Origin of the sequence: Massilia sp. 9096, assembly GCF_000745265.1 — a bacterium.
In the GTDB taxonomy this organism is placed as follows: domain Bacteria; phylum Pseudomonadota; class Gammaproteobacteria; order Burkholderiales; family Burkholderiaceae_D; genus Telluria.
The window spans coordinates 4438831-4462763 of the sequence record NZ_JQNN01000001.1 but is presented as its reverse complement, the minus strand read 5'-3'; the positions used below and the strand labels follow the sequence as shown (position 1 = coordinate 4462763).

At 61.7% G+C, this 23933-nt stretch carries 16 protein-coding genes; 4 read left to right on the top strand and 12 right to left on the bottom strand.

Annotated features, from left to right (window positions below; all coding sequences use genetic code 11):
- Positions 1-231: 231 nt before the first annotated feature.
- Together FA90_RS19355 and FA90_RS19350 are read left to right on the top strand one after the other, a co-directional pair.
- A complete protein-coding gene (locus tag FA90_RS19355; RefSeq protein WP_239700837.1) occupies positions 232-2439 on the top strand; it encodes a hypothetical protein in 2208 nt (735 codons plus the stop codon).
- 105 nt (positions 2440-2544) lie between these two features.
- Positions 2545-4005, top strand: coding sequence for a hypothetical protein (locus tag FA90_RS19350; RefSeq protein WP_081933941.1), 1461 nt, complete (start codon positions 2545-2547; stop codon positions 4003-4005).
- A gap of 335 nt (positions 4006-4340) precedes the next feature.
- Here the strand turns inward: FA90_RS19350 and FA90_RS19345 are convergent, their stop codons facing one another.
- From FA90_RS19345 to FA90_RS19290, 12 genes are all read right to left on the bottom strand, one after another.
- Positions 4341-5213 (bottom strand): acyltransferase, encoded by an 873-nt coding sequence (locus FA90_RS19345; protein ID WP_036171618.1) that lies wholly within the window; start codon positions 5211-5213, stop codon positions 4341-4343.
- 43 nt (positions 5214-5256) lie between these two features.
- Complete coding sequence (locus FA90_RS25180; protein WP_051971929.1) at positions 5257-5655, bottom strand: GtrA family protein; 399 nt, start codon at positions 5653-5655, stop codon at positions 5257-5259.
- A complete protein-coding gene (locus tag FA90_RS19335) occupies positions 5652-6623 on the bottom strand; it encodes a glycosyltransferase family 2 protein (RefSeq protein ID WP_051972220.1) in 972 nt (323 codons plus the stop codon). Before FA90_RS19335 ends, FA90_RS25180 begins: the two co-directional genes overlap by 4 nt.
- Before the next feature lie 44 nt (positions 6624-6667).
- A complete protein-coding gene (locus FA90_RS19330; RefSeq protein WP_036171614.1) occupies positions 6668-8317 on the bottom strand; it encodes a glycosyltransferase family 39 protein in 1650 nt (549 codons plus the stop codon).
- Positions 8318-8454: 137 nt separating this feature from the next.
- Positions 8455-9501, bottom strand: a complete 1047-nt coding sequence (locus FA90_RS19325; RefSeq protein WP_036171611.1) for an acyltransferase family protein — start codon at positions 9499-9501, stop codon at positions 8455-8457.
- Positions 9502-9682: 181 nt separating this feature from the next.
- On the bottom strand, positions 9683-11740 hold the full coding sequence (locus tag FA90_RS19320) for a M13 family metallopeptidase (protein WP_036171608.1): 2058 nt from the start codon (positions 11738-11740) through the stop codon (positions 9683-9685).
- 70 nt (positions 11741-11810) lie between these two features.
- Entirely contained in the window at positions 11811-13880 is a 2070-nt protein-coding gene (locus FA90_RS19315; protein ID WP_036171605.1) for a M13 family metallopeptidase, read from the bottom strand.
- Positions 13881-13954: 74 nt separating this feature from the next.
- Complete coding sequence (locus tag FA90_RS19310) at positions 13955-16003, bottom strand: M13 family metallopeptidase (protein ID WP_036171602.1); 2049 nt, start codon at positions 16001-16003, stop codon at positions 13955-13957.
- A 546-nt stretch (positions 16004-16549) separates the two neighbouring features.
- Positions 16550-17116 carry a hypothetical protein gene (locus FA90_RS19305; protein ID WP_036171599.1) on the bottom strand — a complete coding sequence of 189 codons (567 nt, stop codon included), beginning with the start codon at positions 17114-17116 and terminating at the stop codon, positions 16550-16552.
- Positions 17117-17383: 267 nt separating this feature from the next.
- On the bottom strand, positions 17384-18424 hold the full coding sequence (locus FA90_RS19300) for a bifunctional UDP-4-keto-pentose/UDP-xylose synthase (protein ID WP_051971926.1): 1041 nt from the start codon (positions 18422-18424) through the stop codon (positions 17384-17386).
- Positions 18421-19449, bottom strand: a complete 1029-nt coding sequence (locus tag FA90_RS19295) for an NAD-dependent epimerase/dehydratase family protein (RefSeq protein ID WP_051971925.1) — start codon at positions 19447-19449, stop codon at positions 18421-18423. Before FA90_RS19295 ends, FA90_RS19300 begins: the two co-directional genes overlap by 4 nt.
- Entirely contained in the window at positions 19446-20813 is a 1368-nt protein-coding gene (locus tag FA90_RS19290) for a UDP-glucose/GDP-mannose dehydrogenase family protein (protein ID WP_036171597.1), read from the bottom strand. Before FA90_RS19290 ends, FA90_RS19295 begins: the two co-directional genes overlap by 4 nt.
- Positions 20814-21081: 268 nt before the next feature.
- On the opposite strand from FA90_RS19290, the gene FA90_RS19285 reads away from it, so the two are divergent.
- Together FA90_RS19285 and FA90_RS19280 are read left to right on the top strand one after the other, a co-directional pair.
- Positions 21082-22287, top strand: a complete 1206-nt coding sequence (locus FA90_RS19285) for a glycosyltransferase family 4 protein (RefSeq protein WP_051971924.1) — start codon at positions 21082-21084, stop codon at positions 22285-22287.
- Between the two features lie 118 nt (positions 22288-22405).
- Positions 22406-23836 (top strand): S41 family peptidase, encoded by a 1431-nt coding sequence (locus FA90_RS19280; protein WP_036171594.1) that lies wholly within the window; start codon positions 22406-22408, stop codon positions 23834-23836.
- Positions 23837-23933 lie beyond the last annotated feature (97 nt).

Sequence of the window (23933 nt, the reverse complement as noted above, 5' to 3'; positions counted from 1 at the left end):
CAAGCGAGACAGCTCTTTTTGTTTGAAATCTTGACAGAAATTGAACGATCGGTGTCGATTTGGCTAATCACGCGAATAATATTCGTTAATTGATGGATATTTTCGTGTTGCCCTGCATCAACAAAGTCGCAGAAATTCAAAATTTTTCTGGTAATCACAATTTCCGTAGCGTAATCTCGGTATCTCCAAACTGATGACTTCGGGACACAAAAGTCCTCTTGAGAGATCCTTATGATGTTCGCTACCCAATTCCTGACTTTCCGTCGCCTCTCGATCCTCGCTACCTGCGCCGCACTGGCTGCCTGCGGTGGCGGTGGGGCTGATTCGAATACCGCCACGTCGCCAGTCGCCGCCGCACCGGCCGACGTCCCTGCCCTGACCGCTGCCACCGTCACCACCGCGTCGGCGACCGCCGCCGCCGCCACCACCACCACGGCGGTCAGCGCCGTCGCGATTACCGACGTGCGCTTCCAGAATACCGATAGCAGCAACGTCCAGACCAGCACGCCGTTCACCTTCGGCCAGCCGTTCGCCGTCGGCCAGGTCAGCCCGTCCGACGTGATCACGGGCCGCCTGGAAGACGGCACCATCGTGCCGCTGCAGATGGACGTCAAGGCGACCCACGCCGACGGTTCGGTGCGCCACGCCATCATTTCCGGCATCCTGCCGACCGTGGCTGCCAACACCACCCGCACCATGGGTCTGGTCAAGGGCGGCACCGCCCCGACCACCACCACGGGCACCATCAGCAGCCTGCTCAAGGCCGGCTTCACCGCCTCGTTCCACGCCAAGATCAATGGCGTCGACTACTATGCGTCGGCCGACGACCTGCTGAAAGTCGCCACCGCGACCAGCTGGCTGAAGGGCGGCGTCGCCAACGAATGGCAAGTCGCCGCGCCGCTGCATACCGCCGACGGCACCCAGCACCCTCACCTGGCGGCCCGCTTTGCCGTGCGCTGGTACGACAGCGTCAAGAAGGCGCGCGTCGACGTGACCGTGGAAAACGATTGGGCCTACGAACCCAATCCGTCGAAGTTCACCTACGACGCCAGCATCCTGGTCGGCGGCCAGACCGTATATAGCCGTGCCGACTTCACCCACCTGCACCACTCCCGCTGGCGCAAGGTGTACTGGTTCAACGGCACCGAACCGACCGTCAGCGTCAAGCACAACGTCGCTTACCTGATCGGCACCCGTGCGTTGCCGAACTTCGACCAGAGCCTGACGATCCCGTCCGATGCGATCGCTACCATCGCGAACAATTGGAAATCGTCGTCGACTGAGCCAATGGGCAATGGCCTGATCACGGGTTACATGCCGATGACCGGTGGCCGTGACGACATCGGCCTGCTGCCGAACTGGGCAGCCACTTATCTTCTGTCGCAGGATGCGGACTTGAGGAACATTACGCTGCGTACCGCCGACCTGGCGGGCAGCTTCAGCGCGCACTATCGTGATAAGAAGACTGGCCGTCCTGTCAGCCTGTCGGATTATCCGTATATGACGATTGCCGGTAACTACGGCGATACCTGGAACCCGACCACCAACAAGATGGAGGCCTTCCCGGGTTGCGCCGGCCAGGGTATGTGCGATTCGCCATATTCGCATGACGTCTCGCATCAACCGTCGATGGCATATCTGCCGTATCTGGTATCCGGCGACTATTACTATCTGGAGGAACTGCAGTTCTGGGCAATGTGGGATGCATTCGAGACTAACCCGAACTACCGTAACAATGTCCAAGGCATCATGCAATCTGAACAAGTCCGCGGCCAAGGTTGGGCATTGCGCACGATCGCGGAAGCCGCTTACATTTCGCCGGACAAAGATACGTTGAAGACGACGTTTAACAATATCGTCAACAACAATCTGGATTGGTACACTAACACTTATATCAACGACAAGAACGCCAATAAATTGGGCGTGATCGTCAATGGCTATGCTTTCGCATATAATGACGGACACGGCATTGCGCCGTGGCAGGATGACTTCTTCACCTCGGCAATCGGACATATCGCCGAACTTGGCTTCACCAAAGCCAACAACCTGCTGACCTGGAAGGTGCAATACCCGATCAGCCGCATGGTCGGTAGCGGCGCCTGCTGGATCGATGCCGCAATGTACTCGATGGCCGTGCAAGATACCAACGGTACGATGTTCACGACGATCGGCCAGGCCTACAACGCCAGCCACTCCTCCGATATCGATGCGCTGCCATGCAATAGCGCGGCTATGGCCAAGGCCTGGAATCTGCAGCTCAACGAAATGAACAACCTCGGTCCGTTCACGATGGGTTATCCGGCCAATATGCAACCGGCGTTGGCCTACAGTGCCGACGTTGGCGGTACCAGCGGAAAATCGGCTTGGGCCTTGTTCATGACCCGTGCGAACAAGCCTGATTACCGTTACGGTCCACAGTTCGCCATCGTTCCACGCTAATTCGATTATTTCACCTTGGGGCCATATACCGGCCCCATCTCTCACTGCGCTGCCCGTCCTGGCCGGCGCAGATTTTCATTAACGATTCCGATGAGTTGTATAAACATGCAAAAGATTCGTTTTGTTTCGTCCCGTAAGCAAGCTCAACTGGTCCCGCAGCTGGTCCGCTTCCTGCCGCTCGCCGCGGCGGTCGCGCTGGCCATCCCTGCGTCGGCCGCCACCCTGTCGGTCGGACCAGGTAAAACCTATGCCGCGCCATGCGCCGCATTCAATGCAGCCCAGGATGGCGACACCGTCGAAATCGCCGGTGGCAACACCTACAGCGGCGATGTCTGCGGCGTCTACCGCAACAACCTGACCATCCGCGGCGTCAACGGCCGTCCGGTCATCAACGCCAATGGCGCAGCTGCCATGGGCAAAGGCACCTGGGTGGTCGACGGCAACAACGTCACCGTCGAAAACGTCGAGATGCTGGGCGCGCGCGTGAGCGACCGCAACGGCGCCGCGCTGCGCCTGGAAGGCACCGGCTTCACGCTGCGTGGCTCGTACCTGCACGACAACGAGAACGGCATCCTGTCGAACCCGAACACCTCGAGCGACATCCTGATCGAGACCACCGAGTTCAGCCACAACGGCAACGGCGATGGCCAGTCGCACAACCTGTACATCGGCAACAACCGCAGCCTGACCTTCCGTTACAACTACTCGCACGACGCCAACGTCGGCCATAACCTGAAGTCGCGCGCGATTACCAACACGATCGTGTACAACCGCTTCTCCAGCAGCGGCCTGGGCCAGCCGAGCTACGAGATCGACCTGCCGAACGCCGGTACCTCGTACATCATCGGCAACGTGATCGAGCAGCCCTCGGCCAACCAGAATCCGAACATCGTCGCCTACGGCGAGGAAGGCGCCAGCAATCCGGCGCAGGATCTGTACGTGGTCAACAATACCTTCCTGAACGACTACGGTTCGGGCGGCACCTTCGTGATGGTGGGTTCGGGCGTCAGCAAACCGGCTCTGATCCAGAACAACATCTTCGCCGGCGTCGGCAGCATCACCAACCAGGGTGTGGCGGTCCTCAAGACCAATTACGCCAACGCGGCCCCGGGCTTCGTGAATCGCGCGAACTACGACCTGCATCCGACCGCGAACGCTCTGGTGATCGACGCCGGTTCGGCGCCGGGCAACTCGGCCACCGGCTTCGCGCTGGCCCCGGCCGCCCAGTACGTGCACGTCGCGTCGAGCCAGACCCGTTCGGTGACGGGCGCACTCGACATCGGCGCGTACGAAGCCGTGACAACGACGACCACCCCGACCCCGACCCCGACGCCAACGCCAACCCCGACGCCCACCCCGGCGCCGGCCCCGGTCACCTGGAGCGCCTGCGCGATCCAGGGCGGCACCTGCAACTTCAGCGGCACGCGCCAGGTCCGTTTCGGCGTCAACGGTGTCTACGTGACCAAGACCGCCACCCGCTCGATCGCCTGCACCGCCGCCGCGTTCGGCGCTGATCCGGCGCCGAAGTCGGTCAAGCTCTGCTACTACTCGAGCGCCGTGCAGTAATCATCCGCCCGTCGTCTGCCGACGACAAACAAAAGCCCTCGCGTCGGCAACGGCGCGGGGGCTTTTTTCATGTCGTTTGCATTGTCGGGTACACTTCAGCTGTCGACCGGTTCCGCCAGGAGCAGCTCCGGGTGCCCCGCGTTCGCGGGCGTTTCCGGCACCGGCGGATGGGGCTTGCTTGGCGCTAGGCAACGCGACCACCATCTCCGCAGCAATGCCTGGAAGCGGTCGCACAATGGCGTCGCCAGGGCAACGACGATCAGCGTGGCGCCGATCACCAGTATGCCGACTCGCGCTCGCGGGATTGGCGGGGCCGATGTACGAAAACAGCTGCATCAGTGGCCGGTGGAATAGATACAACACGAAGGTCGCGAGGCAACCCGCTTGATCGTTCGCCCCAGCCTGGCCGGCAGCGGTTCGTTGCCGTCTAACAAATTCCGAGCTGCAACCAGATTCATCAGGAAGGCTACCGCGTCAACGTAGCGGCCACCGATTTCCAGCCCCATCAATTGGAAGCTGGCGAATTGGCGGACCGTCGGCGACAGCATCAGCAGAACGCCACTGATGACGAACATCAATCCGGCAATCGGCTTGGGCAGCGTTGTCGCCTTGGCGTTACGATAAATCCATACCCCGGCCAGCCAGACCGGCAGCAATGCCAGCACGACCGGACCGCCGACTGCAATGACGATCAGGAGAGCCAGCAGTTTGCCTCTCCCTTTATAAAAAGTCAGGAGCGCAAAAATCAGATAATAAAAGGCTTCGTAGCTGAGCGACCAGAATGGCTGGTTGATGCCCGGCGCATAGCCGATGTGCCAAGCTTCGTTGAGCAGAAAGAACGACACGAGATAGCGCATCGCGAGATGGTCGCCATTGAACCAGGGCTGCCCAAGATACAACTGCGGCGCAACCCTGACGCCGATATAGTCGATTACAAAAGTCAGTACCAGCGCCGGAATAATGACCGACCACAGTCTGGCGATACGATTGGCGCTGTAAGTTGTCCAGTGATTTTCTTTGTTGTCCGTGACATACGCGATGACAAAGCCCGATAGGACGAAGAAGATGACGACGCAGGTATCGCCATAACCACCGAGTTGCCAAAGAAAGCCGCCTGTCCATTTCATACCAGACGCGTGTCCCAGGAAGACAGTGAGCGCAGCCAGGAAGCGCACTACATCCAGATAAGCGGAGAACTTGGGTTTCACGGTATTCGGAAAAGTTGATTGATCTGTTATTTGCGGGCTGGCGCTACGACGGCATGCGGCGTTCGCTGAATACCGCATACTTCGAGATCATGAAATTGCACATCATGGCGACGCCGGAGCCTGCTGCCACCGCAAGAAACAAGTTCAGTGTGCTGCGGCCCCCGGTAGCCCAGAGCCAGAATTGATACACGCTCACGTTGATCACCCCTCCAATGCCGGTGAACATCAGGTAGTGCAGCCATTCGCGGATCGAACCCTTGTCTTTCTTGACAAATGTGAAATGGCGATTGACTTTCCAGGTCACCGTCGCGGCGACCAGGAACGATACCAAGCGCCCGCACAAGGTTCCGAATCCGAATCCATGCATGACCACATACAAGGTCGCGAAGTCGGTAACGAACCCAAGCGCACCGACGACGCAAAAGCGCAGGAATTGCTTCAATTGCGCTTGCCGAGCTGGGCCCCGACCGACGGAATGGTCAGATAGGCCAGTCGCTTGAGCTCGCGGCGGCCGTGCGTGACGGTGTCGAGCACCAGGCCGGACGTCAGCGACAAGAAGGCCAGCAGCATGATGCTCGCCGCCAGCACCGCGGTCGGCAGGCGCGGCACCAGGCCGGTCTGGAAATACGTCACCAGCAGCGGCACCGACAGGCCGAGCGCGGTCAGCGACAGCAGCGCGAAGATGATCGAGAAGAAGAACAGCGGGCGCTCGTTCTTGAACAGCTTGGTGATCATCATGAGGATCTTGAAGCCGTCGCGGTAGGTCGACAGCTTGCTGGTCGAGCCTTCCAGGCGTGCGCCGTAGGGCGTGTCGAGTTCGCCGATCGGCATGCGCAGCTGCAGCGCGTGCACCGTCAGTTCGGTTTCGATCTCGAAGCCGTTCGACAGCGCCGGGAACGATTTCACGTAGCGGCGCGAGAACACGCGGTAGCCCGACAGGATGTCGGTGAAGCGGTTGCCGAACAGGCTGGCGACGGCGCCGGTGAACAGCGCGTTGCCGAAGCGGTGGCCGGCGCGGTAGGCTTCCTGCTGGGTGTCGATGCGGCAGCCGACCACCATGTCGAGGTTGTCGTCGACCAGCTTGGCGATCAGGGCCGGAGCGCTGGCGGCGTCGTAGGTGATGTCGCCGTCGCACATCAGGTAGATGTCGGCGTCGACATCGGCGAACATGCGGCGCACCACGTTGCCCTTGCCCTGCAGGGTTTCGCTGCGCACGATGGCGCCGGCGGCGGCGGCGCGCTCCGAGGTGCGGTCCTTCGAATTGTTGTCGTAGACGTAGACCTTGGCCTGCGGCAGCACCTTGCGGAAGCCGGCGACGACCTCGGCGATCGCAGCCTCTTCGTTATAGCAGGGCAGGATGACCGCGATCTCGAAACCGGCGTACGACGCTTGCGCGGCTTCGATCGGCATCACGTTGGCGGAGGCTTTCAGGGTGGAATGCATGCTGGATTCTCTTACTGTAATTTGACGATGTTGCTGGCCTTGGCCGGAATGCCGAGATCGCGTACGGCGGCGATGTTCGGCGCCACCGGCCCGGTGGCGTCATACACCTCGGTGGTGCCCGGACGATAACGGTGCGCCAGCTGCTCGCGCAGCTTGAAACCCGAGTCGCTGCGCTGCAGGGCCTGACGGATCTGGTCGCTGTGCGGGAAGGCGGGACGGTTGCCGCTTCGGACCAGCACGACGTGCTGTACGCCCAGGCGGCGCAGTTCGGCCAGGACCTGGCTGTCGTCGTGGAAGCGCAGCGCATAGCTGCTGCCCATGAAGTTGGAATCGGCCATCAGCTTTGAAGCGCGGATGACGTAGCTTTTCAGGCCGCTGTCGCGCACCGCCATGTCGGCGATGAAGGCGCCTTCGGCCGAAGTGTCGCCATCGATCACCGACACCGACGGCATGCCGTCGGCCGTCAGCTGCTGCGCCACCTGTTCGATGCCGGTGTCGGCCTTGGGCGCACGTTCGAACAGGTGCACGAAGCCGGGCGAGGCCATCAGCACCAGCAGGACGACCGCGGCGATCGCCTGCACGCGCGGCACCGGCCCGGCGGCGCCGATGAGCGCGATCAGGCGCTGCAGGCCGAGCACGGCCAGCACCACCAGGGCCGGCAGCGCCGGCGCCATATAGCGGTCGACGATGTCCACCGGGATCAGCGACTGCAGCGTCAGCGTCGCCAGCACCAGGCTGACGATGCCGCTGACGATCAGCCAGCGCTGCGGCGACTGCTTGCGGCCACGGAATTCGTTGACCAGGCCGACCAGCGCCAGCAGCGCCCCGGCCGGCGTCAGGTTCTGCACCACCGTGAACAGATTCGCGCCGAGTGCCTTGAGCGCGTAGTCGATGCCGGCGTGGTAATTGAAACCGTCGGCGGCGATCTTCGCGGTCAGCATGTACCACGGCACCACGATGACGGCCGCCAGGGCGGCGGCCACGTACAGTTTGACCGACAGCAGCTGACGCCACTGGCCGGTCAAGGCGATATGAAACATGGGAATCAGCCCGACCAGCCAGCCATTGCCCTTGATCAGGACGGCGATTGCCGCCAGCAGCGCGAAGCCGAGCACCTTGCCCCAGCCGCCGCTGCGCATGTAGGCGATCCATACCGCCGTCGCCGCCACCAGGCAGGCGGCCAGCGGCTGGTCGACCATGAACATCGCCTGCCCTTCGAGCGCCAGCGGCGCCAGCGCGTAGATCAGCACGCCGGCCAGCGCCATGCGGCGATCGGCCAGCAGCGACAGCGCGGCCGCCACGCCGATCGCCGGCAAGGCCGCGACCACGACGTTGATGGCGAACGCCACCGGCATGGTCGGCGGCAGCATCAGGAACAGGATGCCGAGGAAGCCGTAGTATGCCGGCGGCCAGTGGCCGATCGAGATTTTCGGGTAGTGGATGTAGAAATCGGTGGCCGCCCCCATTGGGTTGCTGCCGAGGTGGTGGCTGACGTAATTCGCGATGAAATAACCGTTCAGGAAGTGCGCCGGCTCATCCGCGCCGGAAAATCCCGCCTGGTAGGCCCGGGCCAGCACCATGGCCACGATGCCGACGACGACTGCACACAGGTAAGCCAGCAACAGGAACGACGCCGACGATCTCTTGGAAACGGTTTGCATTGGAGACCTTCGGTTGGCTTCAAATGTGCCTAATGTAATGCAAATTTGCAATTCTTACAATTGTGTTCCAAGAATTGTCTTAGCTTATGTCGTGATTGGCCGACAAATTGCTCACCCAACACTGTATGACCTCATTCTTAACCAGCGCTCTGGCCATCGACGCCTTCCTGCAGCCCCAGTTCTATCGCGGCCAGGTTGTTGAAACCCGGCGCCGATGACGCCGGTTTGCGTTTGGCAAACAGGTGCTTGATGAGGCTGGTCGCCGCCCGGTTCAAAGCCCATGCCGCAGCGACGATCACCGTCAGCGACACGACGAAATCCAGCGCGCCGTGGCCTGTCAAGTGCATGAACAGATAAGTATGGATGAGGTAAATTTCGAGCAGGCAGTCTTCCAGGCTGGCCAGGAGGCGTAGCGGCAGCGATTGCGGGATCCGTACTTTCATCAGCCAGAGATTGGTACCGATGCACGCCAACGCCAGTAGTACGCCGGTCAGTCCCTTGTAGCCCAGCATGAGGTTCAAGGCCAGCATCGCAGCCAACGCCGCGACCGTCACGGACAGGCTCACGCTGGATGGCACCTGCGTATCGTAGCGGCCAACGTAGACGCCGACGATGAACCCGAGGGTTGTCAACCAGAGCGCAAAGCCGATGTAGACGAAACGGTCCAGCAGCACCAGGACGATCGCGAACGCGAGCGGCAGCAGCAGACTCTCGCCGGCGGTGGCCACCATGCGCGCCAGGTAAGGATAGCTGATGTAAAACAGGAGAAGCAGCGTGAAAAACCAGAGGCCGTTGCCCAGGGCGCTTTGATTGTGCCCGAACAGGTTGAGCAGGCCCGACAGGCCGAAATAATGCACGAGCGAATGCCAGTGGAAGACCGGTTCGCCGCAAGCCAGCAGCAGCAGCGACAGGCAGGCGAGGATCAGCCAATAACGCACCAGCAGACGCTGCAGCTTTTTTCGCCAGAAAGCGCGAACGTCGAGGTCGATCCCATAGATCCGGGTCGTAAACATCCCGGACGAAAAAGCGAAGATGAACAAGCCGATGTCGGTCGGCACCCACAATGGGATCGAGGATTGGGAAAACCAGTGCCCGGTGACCACCATCAGGATCGACAGGACTTTGAACAGGCTGTAAGCAAAACTGGTGGACTCCGCCTGAGCCGGCAGGTTACGGGATGTCATGGCTCTCCTTGTCGGCAGTTTTGAGTGCGACAACTTCCCGCCGTTCGTTGTGTACCGGAATCTTATATGACAGCCGTGTTACGAAAAAGAAATTATTCTTGCTTTCATCGAAAAACCAACAGTCCCTCATCAACAAGGCCGCGACATGCGCGGCCTTGGCTCGGGATGCTGCTTACCGGGTTTACCAGATGATGACGCGGTCTTTCGGCGCCAGGTACATCTTGTCGCCCGGCTTGACCTTGAACGCCTCGTAAAAGCCCGGCTGGTTGCGCAGGCTGCCATTGGCGCGGAACTCATCCGGCGAATGCGGATCGCTCTTGATCAGCACGATGCGCTGGGCTTCGCGCATCTTGGCGCGCCAGGCCTGGGCCCAGCCCATGTACAGGCGCTGGTCGCCGGTGAGGCCGCCAATGACCGGCGCCGGTTTCCCTTTCAGCGAGATGTGATAGGCCTTGTAGGCAATGGCGAGACCCGAGTTGTCCGCGATGTTTTCGCCCAGCGTCAGTTCGCCGTTCACGTGGTAGCCCGGGATCGGTTCGAAGGCGTTGTACTGCGCCACCAGCATCTTGGTCTTGGCTTCGAAGTTCTTGTGATCGGCCGCGGTCCACCAGTCGCGCAGGTTGCCGTCGCCGTCGTACTGGGCGCCCTGGTCGTCGAAGCCGTGGCTAATCTCGTGGCCGATGACCGCGCCGATCGCGCCGTAGTTGGCGGCATCGTCGGCCTTGGCGTCGAAGAACGGCGGCTGCAGGATCGCGGCCGGGAACACGATCTCGTTCATCTCCGGGTTGTAATAGGCGTTGATGGTCTGCGGCGTCATGCCCCACTCGTCGCGGTCGATCGGCTGGCCCAGCTTGTTCAGCTGGCGCTGCGACTCGAACGCGCGCGCGCGCATGACGTTGCCGACCAGGTCGTCGCGCACGACCACCAGCGACGAGTAATCGCGCCACTTGTTGGGGTAGCCGATCTTCGGCGTGAACTTGGCCAGCTTGGCCTGCGCTTCCTTCTTGGTGGCCGGCGACATCCAGTCGAGGCGGTCGATCGACTGTTTATAGGCGGTCAGCAGGTTCTGCACCAGCGCTTCCATGCGCGCCTTGCGGTCGGCCGGGAAGTACTCGGCGACGTACAGCTTGCCCAGCGCCTCGCCCTGCGCGTGCTCGACCGCGCCGACGCCACGCTTCCAGCGCGGTTCCTGCTCGGGCTGGCCCGACAGCGTCTTGCCGTAGAAGTCGAAGTGCTCGTCGACGAAGGCCTTGGACAGGTCGTTGGCGTAGGAATCGATCAGGCGCATCGACAGGTAAGCCTTCCAGGTGTCGAGCGGCGTCTTGTCGGACACGGCGACGAAGCCTTTCAGGTAGGTCGGCTGGCTGACGATCACGTAGCCGGTCTTGCCGGCGATGCCGCTCGACTGCAGCCAGCTGTTCCAGTCGAAGCCCGGCGCCATCCTGGGCAAGTCGGCCAGGTCGACCTTGTTGTAGGCCTTGATCGGATCGCGCAGCTCGACCTTGGTCCACTGGACCTTGGCGATGTCGGTTTCGAAGTCGACGATGGCCTTGGCACTGGCGGCGGCATTCTTGTCGCCGGCGAGCAGAAGGGTCTTCTCGACGTGCTGCTGGTACTTGGCCTTGGTCTCGGCCAGCTTCTTGTCGTCCGCCTTCAAATAGTAGTCGCGGTCGGGCATGCCCAGGCCGCCCTGGCCGATGTCGGCGACGTACTTGGTCGAATCCTTGTTGTCCTGGTGGACGCCGTAATCGAACGGGACGTTCACGCCGAGGGTGCCCAGATGCGCCAGCAGCGCCGGCAGTTCGGCCTTGTCCTTGATGGCCGCGATCCTGGCCAGCTCGCCGTTCAGGGGCGCGATGCCGAGCTGCTCGAGCCGGGCCTCGTCCATGAAGCTGGCGTAGTAGTCGCCGATGCGGCGCGCGTCGCTGCCGGCGGCCGGGTTGCCGGCGGCGGTCTTTTCGATCAGCCCGCGCAAATCGGCCAGGCTGTTTTCATACAGCTCTTCGAACGCGCCCCAGCTCGACTGGTCGGCCGGGATCTCGACGGTCTTGAGCCACTTGCCGTTCAGGTAGCGGTAAAAATCGTTTTGCGGCTTGACCGACGGTTCGATGTATTCGGTGGCGATGCCGGACGACAGCGCCGGGGCGGCAGGCGACGACTTGGCCGCGGCGCCTTCGGCCCCGTGCGCGAAGCCGGCCGCCAGCGCCAGGCTCAGGGCGCTCAGTGCGATGCGTTTCATGGTCTTCTCTCTTTCAGTTGTTGTTGTAAAAAAGGCCGCGACATGCGCGGCCTTTCGATACGTCAGACGCTTACCAGATGATCACGCGGTCCTGCGGCGCCAGGTACATCTTGTCGCCTTGCTTGACCTTGAACGCCTCGTAGAAGCCCGGCTGGTTCTTCAGCGTGCCGTCGGCGCGGAACTGCTCCGGCGAGTGCGGGTCGGTCTTGATGCGCACGATCTGCTGCGCCTCGCGGGTCTTGGCGCGCCACACCTGGGCCCAGCCGGCGTACAGGCGCTGGTCGCCGGTCATGCCGTCGATGGTCGGCGCCGCCTTGCCTTTCAACGAGATGTGATAGGCCTTGTAGGCGATGGCCAGGCCCGAGTTGTCGGCGATATTCTCGCCCAGCGTCAGGGCGCCGTTCACGTGATAACCCGGGATCGGCTCGAACGCGTCGTACTGGGCCACCAGGGCCTTGGTCTTGGCCGCGAAGTTCTTGTGGTCTTCGGCGGTCCACCAGTCGCGCAGGTTGCCGTCGCCGTCGTACTGGGCGCCCTGGTCGTCGAAGCCGTGGCTGATCTCGTGGCCGATCACGGCGCCGATGCCGCCGTAGTTGACCGCGTCATCCGCGTTGGCGTCGAAGAACGGCGGCTGCAGGATCGCGGCCGGGAACACGATCTCGTTCATCTCCGGGTTGTAGTACGCGTTGATGGTCTGCGGCGTCATGCCCCACTCGGTGCGGTCGATCGGCTTGCCCAGCTTGTTCAGCTCGTAGTCGGCGGCCCACACGCGCGCGCGCATGACGTTGCCGACCAGGTCATCCTTGGACACGGTCAGCGCCGAGTAATCCTTCCACTTGCTCGGGTAGCCGATCTTCGGGGTGAACTTGGCCAGCTTGGCTTGCGCTTCCTTCTTCGTGGCCGGCGACATCCAGTCGAGGTGGTTGATCGACTCCTTATAGGCGGCCAGCAGGTTTTTCACCAAGGCTTCCATGCGCGCCTTGCGCTCCGGCGGGAAGTACTGGGCCACGTAAAGCTTGCCCAGCGGCTCGCCCTGCGCGCGCTCGACCGCGCCGACGCTACGCTTCCAGCGCGGTTCCTGCTCCTGCACGCCCGACAGGGTCTTGCCGTAGAAGTCGAAACGCTCGTCGACGAAGGCCTTCGACAGGTAGCTGCCGTAGGAATCGACCAGGTGCATCGACAGGTAGGCTTTCCAGGTGTCGATCGGGGTGCTGTTGACCACGTCCATCACCGCCTTCAGGTAGGTCGGCTGGCCGACGATCACGTAGCTCGTCTTGCTCGCCAGGCCGGTGGCTCCCAGCCAGGTCTTCCAGTCGAAGCCTGGGGCGACCGTGTTCAGGTCGGCCAGGTTGACCTTGTTGTAGGCCTTGACCGGGTCGCGCAGCTCGACCTTGGTCCACTGCACCTTGGCGATCGCGGTCTCGAAGTCGACGATGGCTTTCGCGTCGGCGGCGGCGTTCTTGTCGCCGGCCAGCGCCAGCGTCTTCTCGACGTGCGACTGGTACTTGGCCTTGGTCTCGGCCAGCTTCTTGTCGTCGGCTTTCAGATAGTAGTCGCGGTCAGGCATGCCCAGGCCGCCCTGGCCGATGTCCGGCACGTACTTGGTCGAGTCCTTGTTGTCCTGGTGGATGCCGAAGTCGAACGGCACGTTCACGCCGATCTTGCCCAGGTGCGCCAGCAGCGCCGGCAGTTCCGACTTGTCCTTCAGGGCGGCGATGCGCTGCAGTTCGCTGCTCAGGGGGCTGACGCCCAGCTGTTCCAGCTTGGCTTCGTCCATGAAGCTGGCATAGAAGTCGCCGATGCGCTGGGCGTCGCTGCCCTTGGCCGGATTCGAGGCGGAGGCTTTTTCGATGATGCCGCGCAGCTGCGGCAGCGTGTTTTCCTGCAGCTCGTTGAACGAGCCCCAGCGCGATTTGTCGGCCGGGATCTCGGTGGTCTTGAGCCACTTGCCGTTCAGGTATTCATAAAAATCGTCCTGCGCGCGCACCGACGGGTCGATGTACTGGGTGGCGACGCCGGACGCCAGCACCTGGCCGTTCTTGGCGGTGTTCTTGGCGGCGGCGGCGCCGGCGCCTTCGGCTTGGGCAACATTGGCGAGCAGCGCCAGGGTCAGTGCGCTCAACAGATAGTGCTTCTTCATGTTCTCTGCATCTCCGTTCAGGGATGTTTAGTTATAAGTGACGAGGCGCCCGCCCGGGCGCCTCAAGGCCTAGATTACCAGATGGTGACGCGGTCTTCCGGCTTCAGGTACATCTTGTCGCCCGGCTTGACGCCGAACGCGTCGTAGAACGCGGCCTGGTTGCGCAGCGTGCCGTTGGCGCGGAACTGGCCCGGCGAGTGCGGGTCGGTCTTGACCTGCACGATCTGGGCGGCGTCGCGCATCTTCGAGCGCCACACCTGGCCGAAGCCCATGAAGAAGCGCTGGTCGCCGGTCAAGCCGTCGATCACCGGGGCCTGCTGGCCGTGCAGCGAGATCTTGTAGGCTTTGTAGGCGATCGACAGGCCGGAGTTGTCGCCGATGTTCTCGCCCAGCGTCAGCGCGCCGTTCACGTGGTAGCCCGGCACCGGCTCGAAGGCGTCGTACTGCTTGACCAGCATGTCGGTCTTGGCCTTGAAGCGGGCCAGGTCGTCGGCGGTCCACCAGTTGCGCAGGTTGCCCTGGCCATCCGACTGCGAACCCTTGTCGTCGAAGCCGTGGCCGATCTCGTGGCCGATCACGGCGCCGATCGCGCCGTAGTTGACGGCGTCGTCGGCGGCCATGTTGAAGAACGGCGGCTGCAGGATCGCGGCCGGGAACACGATCTCGTTCATGCGCGAGTTGTAGTAGGCGTTGACGGTCTGCGGCGTCATGCCCCACTCTTCGCGGTCGACCGGCTTGCCCAGCTTGTTGATGTTGCGCTGGTGCTCGAAGAGCGAGGCGCGCATCTCGTTGCCGACCAGGTCGTCCGACTTGATCGCCAGCTTGGTGTAGTCGCGCCACTTGGTCGGGTAGCCGATCTTCGGATTGAACGTGGCCAGCTTGGCCTGCGCTTCCTTCTTGGTCTCCGGTCCCATCCAGTCGAGGTTGTTGATCGACTCCTTATAGGCGGCCAGGATGTTCTTGACCATCTCGTCCATGCGCGCCTTGCGCTCCGGCGGGAAGTACTTGGCGACGTATTCGCGGCCCAGGGCTTCGCCCAGGTCGCCTTCGACGGTCGCCACCGCACGCTTCCAGCGCGGACGGTTCTCGGTCACGCCGGTCAGGGTCTTGCCGTAGAAGTCGAAGTTGGCGTCGACGAAGCCCTGCGACAGGTAGGGCGAGTAGGCGCGCAGCAGCTGCCACTGGAAATAGGCCTTCAGGGTGTCGACGTCGGTCTTGGCCAGGATCTGGTTGAGGCCGGTCAGGTAGCTCGGCTGGCCGACGATCACGTAGTCGACCTTGTTGCCCACGCCGGAGGCGGCCAGCGCGGCCTTCCAGTCGTAGCCCGGGGTCAGCTCGTCGAGCTTGGCCACATCCATCTTGTTGTAGCTCTTGGTCGGATCACGCAGCTCGACCTTGGTCCATTGGGCCTGCGCCAGCTCGGTCTCGAACGCGACGATCTGCTTGGCTTTCGCATCGGCGTCCTTGTCGCCGGCCAGCGACAGCGTCGTGGCGACCAGTTGCTGGTATTTGGCCTTGGTGTCGACCATCTTCGGGTCGTCGGTCTTGAGGTAGTAGTCCCGGTCCGGCATGCCCAGGCCGCTCTGGCGGATGTAGGTCGCGTACTTGGTCGACTCCTTGGCGTCCTGCGCCACGCCGATGCCGTACGGGGTCGTCACGCCGATCTCCGACAGGTGCGCGGCCAGCGCCGGCACGCCCTTCTTGTCCTTCAGCGCGCGGATGCGCTGCAGTTCGCCCGCGAGCGGCTTGTAGCCGAGCGTCTCGAGCTTCTTCTCGTCCATGAAACTGGTGTACAGGTCGGCGATCTTCTTCGCGTCGCTGCCGGCCTTCGGATGCGCCGCCTGGTCGGCTTCGATGATGCCGCGCAGCTGCGGGACGGTGTCCTCGCGCAGCTGGATGAAGGTGCCGGCGCTCGAGCGGTCCGAGGGGATTTCCGTAGTCTGCAGCCACTTGCCGTTCAGGTAACGGAAGAAGTCATCCTGAGCGCGCACGCTCGAATCGATGTACTGCGTGTCGATGCCGGATGCGCTCGCGGTAGCGGCGCCGGTCGCGACGTTGTCCGCAGCGCTCGCGAATGCGGCCAGCATGGACAGGGTCAGGGTACTCAGAAGGTATCGTTTCACAAGGAAGTCCTCGGTATCAGGGAAAAGAGCGGCTTTTGGCCATCGGCAAATTTAACACAGCCAAGTCCGCCGTAAACCGGGCTGTTGTCTTGTCATTACAGTTTCATTTCATGCAGGTGTGTGCGGCGTGTTGGCAGCGCCTGCGTGAGGGAATCGGTGTCGCGCGCGCGTGCGGTCGCACGTGCGCGGAGCGGAAAGAACATGGCGCCGGTCGAGGTCCGGGCCAGCAGGCCTGCGTATCCCACCGTGCCTGGCATGGACCAGGCAGGCGATCGGGATCAGTGTGCTCATTGGCTATCGTTGTTATGCGAGCGTGCGCCCATTCGTTACGGGCGGCAAACCAAAGACTTGCTGCCCAGATCGAATAAATTCTAGCCGTTCAGCATGGCGTCAACACGCTCGGATCGCTGTTGTTACATTTTGATACATAAGGAACAGCCGCAGGCGCCAAAAAAGCGCCTGCGGCCTGATTTCAGTGCGTCATTTCCGTGTTTTCGTTCACGCAGCAGGGGCGCTTGTCTAGTCGACTGCGCTTAAGATCGGGCATCAGCCGCCGATATTCACGCTGCCGCCGCCGGGTCCGCCCATGCCACCGCCGCCCATGCCGCCACGGCGTCCGCGGCCGCCCGTGCCGCGCCCTGCGCCCTCTCCGCTGCCGTGCTCGCCGGCTGGGCGGCCTTCCGGCACCACGCGCATCAATTGCTCGTTCAGCAGGACCGCGACCTGATGGCGCTGCTTGTCGTCGAGCGCATCGTTAAAGCCGAGCCAGAGTTCGCGCAGCTGCTTGTCTTCCGCTGTGGACGCCGCGCCTTCGGCTTCGACCAGCTTGTTCAGGTCGCGCAGCTCGACGTCCGGCTTGGCCAGGATCGCTTTGGCCTGGTCCTGCAGCGCTTCGCGCCGGTGCAGGCGCTCGCGCAGGATGGCGCGGCTGCGGTTTTCGACCTGGCTGAACAAGGTCTGCTGGTTGTCGGTCAGGTTCAGCGTCTGCTTGAGTTCGGACGTCATCGGCACCAGGTCTTCGGCACGCATGTCCATGATGGGCACGGCAAACGAAGGCACGGCGCCACCGAGGGCGAGTGCGAACAGGCAGGCCCGGGCGATCCGGGTGGACATCCGCATTGTCATACGATACAGCTCCTGGACATAAAAAAGCCCACGGTGGGGACCGTGGGCAAAGACCACTTCAAGAGTGGAGAGAGAGAAAAACTGAGATCACTATAGGCGGGCACCCTGCCCACTTGCCCCACTCTTACAATTACTTACCTGCCGTTTGCGGTGCGATACACGGATTTACACCAACCTCGAATTTGTATTTACACGTCAGTCTCATGCCAATAAAAAAGGCTGCCGAAGCAGCCTTTGTCATGGAAACGCGCGTGCTCAGGAATTGAGCTGTTTTGCATCGCCCAGGTTGTCTTTGTACGATTCAAAGATCTTGGCCAATGCATCCTGCATCGACACTTGCGGCTTCCAACCCAGTTCCGAGACCGTATTTTCGATCTTCGGCACACGGTTCTGCACGTCCTGGTAACCCGTGCCGTAGTAGGCGCCCGAGCTGGTCTCGACCAGCTTGACCTGCTTGGCGGTCTCGCGGTATTCCGGATACTCGGCAGCGAGTTTCAGCATCATGTCGGCCAGCTCGCGGATCGAATAATTGTTGACCGGGTTACCGACGTTAAAGATCTGGCCGGTCGCTTTGCCGTCCTTGTTCTCGATAATCTTCATCAGTGCGTCGACGCCGTCGTCCACATAAGTAAACGAACGCTTTTGCTGACCACCGTCGACGAGCTGGATCGGCTCACCGCGCACGATATGGCCGAGGAATTGCGTCAGCACGCGGGACGAACCCTCTTTCGGGGTATGGATCGAGTCCAGGCCGGCGCCGATCCAATTGAATGGACGGAACAGCGTGAAGTTCAAGCCTTCCATGCCGTAGCCCCAGATCACACGGTCCATCAGCTGCTTGGCGCAGGCATATATCCAGCGCGGCTTGTTGATCGGGCCATAGACCAATTCCGAGTTTTCGGGGTCGAATTCGGCGTCGGGGCTCATGCCGTACACTTCCGAGGTCGACGGGAAGATCAGGTGTTTCTTGTATTTCGCAGCCGAGCGCACGATCGGCAGGTTGGCTTCAAAGTCCAGCTCGAAGACGCGCAACGGATCCTTGACATAGGTCGATGGCGTGGCAATCGCCACTAGCGGCAGGATCACGTCGCATTTCTTGACGTGGTACTCGACCCATTCTTTATTGATCGTGATATCGCCTTCAAAGAAATGCATGCGCGGATGGTCGAGCAGCTCAGTGATGCGCTCGTTTTGCATATCCATGCCATACACTTCCCAATCGGTCGTCTCAAGAATACGCTTGGACAGGTGGTGACCGATGAAACCGTTGACGCCGAGGATGAGGACTTTTTTCATTTCAGATAGGAAACATTTGCACGTGTGGCGTGATTATACCACCGCGCAAATTCACGCAAGCCTGTCTCCAGCGACGTCGTCGGCTTGTAGCCAACCCACGCTTGCAGCTTGCTGGTGTCGGCATGCGTGGCCGGCACATCGCCTGGCTGCATTGGCTGAAAATCCAGCTCTGCTTTGACGTCGAAGGCGTTTTCCAGCGTCCGAATGAAGTCCAGCACCTGCACTGGCTGGTTATTGCCGATGTTGAAGACCGAATGCGGCGGCTTACCGTCCTGGATCGACGGCTTGAACAGCAGGCGGATGACGCCTTCCACGATATCGTCGATGTAGGTGAAGTCGCGGTACAGCTTGCCCTCGGCGAACACGGGGATTTTTTCACCAGCCAGCATTTTGCGGGCAAAGCTGAAGTAAGCCATGTCCGGTCGTCCCCACGGGCCGTAGACCGTGAAGAAACGCAACCCGGTGGCGGGGATGCCGTACAGATGGCTGTAGGTATGCGCCATCAGTTCGTTGGCCTTTTTGGTCGCGGCATACAGCGATACCGGTGCGTCGGTCTGGTCGCTCTCGCTGAACGGCGTCTTGGCATTCGCGCCATAGACACTGCTGCTGCTAGCGTACAGCAAGTGGCCGACGGCATGTTTGCGGCTGGCTTCCAGAATATGGCCGAATGCCACCATATTGGCTTGCACATACACCGCCGGATTCTGTAGCGAATAGCGCACGCCTGCCTGTGCCGCCAAGTGGACGACCAGGGTCGGCTTGACCCGATCGAACAGCGCGGCGGTCTGCTCGCCATCGCTCAGCTCGATCTGCTCGCAAGCCACCCCGGCCGGCTTCAGCAAGGCCTCGACCCGATGCCGCTTGAGCGCCGGATCGTAATAATCGTTGAAGTTGTCGCAGCCGAACACGGTGTAGCCCATGCTGGCCAGGCGTGCCGCCACGGCGCTGCCGACGAAGCCTGCCGCACCGGTAACGAGAATGCGTTGTTGGCTCGAATTCGAGAGGGAATCAAGGCTCGGGTTCATGGTTCGACTCGCTTCGAGCGTCGTCCGATGCCTTCATACGACAAACCGGCAGCCGCAAAAGCTTCCGGATCGTAGATATTGCGTCCGTCGAATACCGCTTTCATTTTCAGGTTTTCGGCCAGGAACAGGAGATCGGGCGCGCGGAATTCTTTCCACTCCGTGACCAGCACCAGCACGTCCGCGCCGTCCACCGCTTGCTTGGCCGACTCGACGATTCGCAACTGGTCGCGGCACAAGTCTTCGCCGTGTTCGGCCAACAAGACGCGCCTGGCTTCGGTACTGGCGACCGGGTCATAGGCGACGACGCGGGCGCCAGCCTCGAACAAAGCCCGTATCAGAATACGGCTCGGCGCTTCACGCATGTCGTCGGTATTCGGTTTGAACGACAAGCCCCACAATGCAATGGTCTTGCCGCGCATCGCTTCGAGCGAGCCGAAGAAGCGTTGCAGCTTATTGAACAAGACGTTCTTCTGGCCTTCGTTGACACGCTCCGTGGCTGTCAGCAGATGCAATTCCTGGCCATTGACGCTGGCGGTCTTGATCAGCGCCTTGACATCCTTCGGGAAGCAGGAACCGCCGTAACCCATGCCGGCATAGAGGAAATCCGGACCGATGCGCGGGTCCATGCCGATACCCATGCGCACGGCTTCGATGTCGGCGCCCAGCACTTCAGCCAGATTCGCCAATTCGTTCATGAAGCTGATCCGCGTAGCCAGCATGGCGTTGGCGGCATACTTGGTCAGCTCGGCGCTGCGTACGTCCATCTCGACGAACTTTTCATGATTGCGGCTGAAAGGTGCGTACAGCTTGCGCATTGCCTTGGATGCAGCCGCATCGTCACTGCCCACCACGATGCGATCGGGCTTCATGAAGTCGTCGATCGCCGCACCTTCCTTCAGGAATTCAGGATTGCTGACGACGCTGAACACCGCGCTGACCCCACGCTTGTCCACTTCCTCGGCGATGGCGTGCTTGACCTTTTCGGCAGTACCGACCGGCACGGTCGATTTGTCGACGACGACGACCGGTTTGTTCAGGCGCTGACCGACGCTGCGCGCAGCGGAAAGGATATGCGTCAGGTCGGCGCTGCCATCTTCGTCCGGCGGCGTGCCGACGGCGAGGAAGATGATATCGGCATGTTCCACGGCTTCATCATAGCTGGATGAAAACAGCAACCGGCCGGCGGCGGCGTTACGTTGCACTAAGCTATCCAGGCCGGGTTCGTGAATTGGAATAATGCCGTCCTTCAACATCTGGATTTTGCGTTCGTCAACGTCCAGGCACATCACCGTGTTCCCGACGTCGGCAAAACAAGCGCCCGATACCAATCCGACGTAACCCGTGCCGATAACTGAAATTTTCATAGTGTCTACAGATAAGTCGTTAAAGCCGACGGCATCAGCCATGCATTTCGCATCGGCAGCCGTCTCTCGCAAAGATGTGACCTAGCTTTGTTTCGCTAGGCTAAACTTGGATGAATTTATCATAAATTTCTTTTACGCATGTCCCGCACGTTACATTTCTGCTATGAAATCAGAAAGATGCTGCGCTGCGCCAGATTTTGTTTTCATTATGTAACATAATCGACTTTGGCCTTAACGACCTCATCTTCATTATCACGGTCAGGAATTCATGAAGCTCCTCACATTCAGTACGTTGTTTCCCAACACGGTCAAGCCCAGCCATGGCATCTTTGTTGAAACCCGCCTGCGTTATTTGCTTGCCAGCGGCAAGGCGCAGTCGAAAGTCGTGGCGCCCGTGCCTTGGTTCCCTTCCTCGAACAGCCGCTTCGGCGATTACGCAGCGTTTTCCAAGGTGCCGCGCAGGGAAACACGCTACGAGATCGACGTAACCCATCCGCGCTATGTCGTGATCCCGAAAGTGGGGATGACGGCAGCGCCCTGGCTGCTGGCGCAGGCGAGCAAGGCCGAGATTGGCCGCATCATCGATGAGGGCTACGATTTCGACGCCATCGATGCGCATTATTTTTACCCGGACGGCGTTGCCGCGGTCATGCTCGGCAAATACTTCAACAAGCCGGTGGTCGTGACGGCACGCGGTACCGACATCAACCTGATTCCCCAGTACGCCTTACCGCGCAGGCAACTGATGTGGGCCGCCAGCCATGCCGCCGGCATGATTACGGTCTGTAATGCCCTGCGCGATGAAATGATTGGTCTGGGTGTTGACGGTGAGCGCATCGTATCACTGCGTAACGGTGTCGATCTGCAGCGCTTTCAGCCGGCCGACCGCCAGGCCGCGCGTGCCCAGCTCGGCATCGACGGTTTTACGATCATCTCTGTCGGTGTGCTCGATCCACGCAAGGCCCACGACCTGACGATCGGCGCATTGGCCTTGATGCCCGACGTTAAATTGTTAATTGCCGGTATCGGCCCGCAGCGCAAGAACCTGGAAGCGCTGGCGCAACGCCTCGGCGTGGCCGACCGCGTCACTTTCCTCGGCCCGGTTGCCCAGACCGAGCTGAAGACGTATTACAACGCGGCCGATGCCATGGTGCTGGCGTCCAGCCGCGAAGGCTGGGCCAACGTGTTGCTGGAATCGATGGCGTGCGGTACGCCGGTGGTTGCCAGCAATGTGTGGGGCACGCCGGAAGTCGTCGCCACACCGGAAGCCGGCGTACTGATGAAGGAACGGACGTCGCAAGGCATCGCCGACGCAATGCAAAGGCTGCGCGATCACTATCCGGAACACGCGGCGACGCGGCGCTATGCCGAGAATTTCAGTTGGGATGCCACGACCGAAGGGCAGCTCGAACTATTCTCGCGCGTCATCGGCTATTCAAGCGTATCGAACAACCATCGCCGCGCCGCTGCCTGAGCAGCGCGTGCATTGGTCCGGCATCGGGGCAACAGGCGGAGTATACTCAGGCGCAACGCCAGCGCCTCTTCCGCCCTTTGTCCAGATTGTTCCGATTGCCCCGATTGCCCCGATAGCAATGCGCCCTTCCCTCAAGAATGCCGGCCTCCTGACCGTGGGTGCGATCCTCGGGGTCGCGGTCACGATGCAATTTTCCTCGCTGGCGCGCAAGCCGGTGGCGGACGCCATGCCGGTCGAGCAGCTGCGCAGCCTGAGCGCGGCCTATAAATTGATCAAGTCGGACTACGTCGAACCGGTCGAGGACCGCAAGCTGCTCACCCAGGCCATCGCTGGCATGGTCGATTCGCTCGACCCGCATTCGGCCTACCTCGACACCAAGGCCTACCGCGAGCTGCGCGAAGGCACCGAGGGCAAATTCGTCGGCCTGGGCATCGAGATCGGCCAGAGCGAGGATGGCTTCGTGAAGATCGTCTCGCCGATCGAGGATTCGCCGGCGGCCAAGGCCGGCATCAAGGCCGGCGACCTGATCACGCGCATCAACGGCACCTCGATCAAGGACCTCGACCTGGACGAAGCGATCAAGCGCATGCGCGGCGAGCCGCACACGAAGGTCGTGCTGACCCTCCAGCGCCACGATGCGCCGGCGCCGTTCGACGTCACCGTTACGCGCGAGGAAATCGTGCAGAAAAGCGTCAAGGGCAAGATCGTCGCGCCCGGCTATGCCTGGGTCCGCGTCTCGCAATTCCAGGAGCCGACCGTGGAGGATTTGGCCGGCAAGCTGGCCGCCCTGGCGCGCGCGGAGCCGAACCTGAAGGGCCTGGTGCTCGACCTGCGCAACGATCCGGGCGGTCTGCTGCAGGGCGCGATCGGGGTGGCGGCGGCCTTTTTGCCCGCGGGCGCTGAAATCGTCTCGACCAATGGCCAGCTGGAAGAATCCAAGGCGCATTTCTACAACCGCCCGGAGTACTACATGCTCAGCCGCGGCGAGGATCCGCTGGCCAAGGTGCCCGACCTGTTCAAGACGATCCCGATGGTGGTGCTGGTCAACACCGGCTCGGCCTCGGCCTCGGAAATCGTCGCCGGCGCCCTGCAGGACACCCGACGCGCCGCGATCGTCGGCAGCCCGACCTTCGGCAAGGGGTCGGTGCAGACCATTCGCCCGCTGGCCGGCGACACCGCCGTCAAGCTCACCACGGCGCGCTACTACACGCCGAACGGCCGCTCGATCCAGGCGCGCGGCATCCTGCCCGACGTCCCGGTCGACGAAAACGCCAACGACGACGGCTTGAATGCGCTGCGCATGCGCGAAGCCGATTTGCAGCATCACCTGGGCAATGACCGCGATCGCGAAGAACAGGTCACGCGCGCCGACGACATCGAAGAGCAGATGCGCATCCTGGCTCTGGAAAAGCACCGTAAGCCGCTCGATTTCGGCAGCACCGACGATTTCCAGCTGGCCCAGGCGCTGCGTCACCTGCAGGGATTGCCGGTGCAGCTGTCGCAGCACGCCCAGGCCGCAGCGGCCGCGCTGGCCAATCGCACGCACTGAGCGCGCACTGAGCGCGCATATTGAACATCCACCGCGCACCCCTGCGCGCGCGCAAAGCCGGTCCTGACGTGCATCTCCAGCATGTCGACATTGGCCC

Bases quoted from the DNA above. Each gene is read 5' to 3' on its own strand.
- FA90_RS19355 (WP_239700837.1), top strand. From the start codon at position 232: ATGATGTTCGCTACCCAATTCCTGACTTTCCGTCGCCTCTCGATCCTC.
- FA90_RS19350 (WP_081933941.1), top strand. From the start codon at position 2,545: ATGCAAAAGATTCGTTTTGTTTCGTCCCGTAAGCAAGCTCAACTGGTC.
- FA90_RS19335 (WP_051972220.1), bottom strand. From the start codon at position 6,623: ATGCCGATCGAAGCCGCGCAAGCGTCGTACGCCGGTTTCGAGATCGCG.
- FA90_RS19330 (WP_036171614.1), bottom strand. From the start codon at position 8,317: ATGCAAACCGTTTCCAAGAGATCGTCGGCGTCGTTCCTGTTGCTGGCT.
- FA90_RS19325 (WP_036171611.1), bottom strand. From the start codon at position 9,501: ATGACATCCCGTAACCTGCCGGCTCAGGCGGAGTCCACCAGTTTTGCT.
- FA90_RS19320 (WP_036171608.1), bottom strand. From the start codon at position 11,740: ATGAAACGCATCGCACTGAGCGCCCTGAGCCTGGCGCTGGCGGCCGGC.
- FA90_RS19315 (WP_036171605.1), bottom strand. From the start codon at position 13,880: ATGAAGAAGCACTATCTGTTGAGCGCACTGACCCTGGCGCTGCTCGCC.
- FA90_RS19305 (WP_036171599.1), bottom strand. From the start codon at position 17,116: ATGTCCACCCGGATCGCCCGGGCCTGCCTGTTCGCACTCGCCCTCGGT.
- FA90_RS19300 (WP_051971926.1), bottom strand. From the start codon at position 18,424: ATGAAAAAAGTCCTCATCCTCGGCGTCAACGGTTTCATCGGTCACCAC.
- FA90_RS19295 (WP_051971925.1), bottom strand. From the start codon at position 19,449: ATGAACCCGAGCCTTGATTCCCTCTCGAATTCGAGCCAACAACGCATT.
- FA90_RS19290 (WP_036171597.1), bottom strand. From the start codon at position 20,813: ATGAAAATTTCAGTTATCGGCACGGGTTACGTCGGATTGGTATCGGGC.
- FA90_RS19285 (WP_051971924.1), top strand. From the start codon at position 21,082: ATGAAGCTCCTCACATTCAGTACGTTGTTTCCCAACACGGTCAAGCCC.
- FA90_RS19280 (WP_036171594.1), top strand. From the start codon at position 22,406: ATGCGCCCTTCCCTCAAGAATGCCGGCCTCCTGACCGTGGGTGCGATC.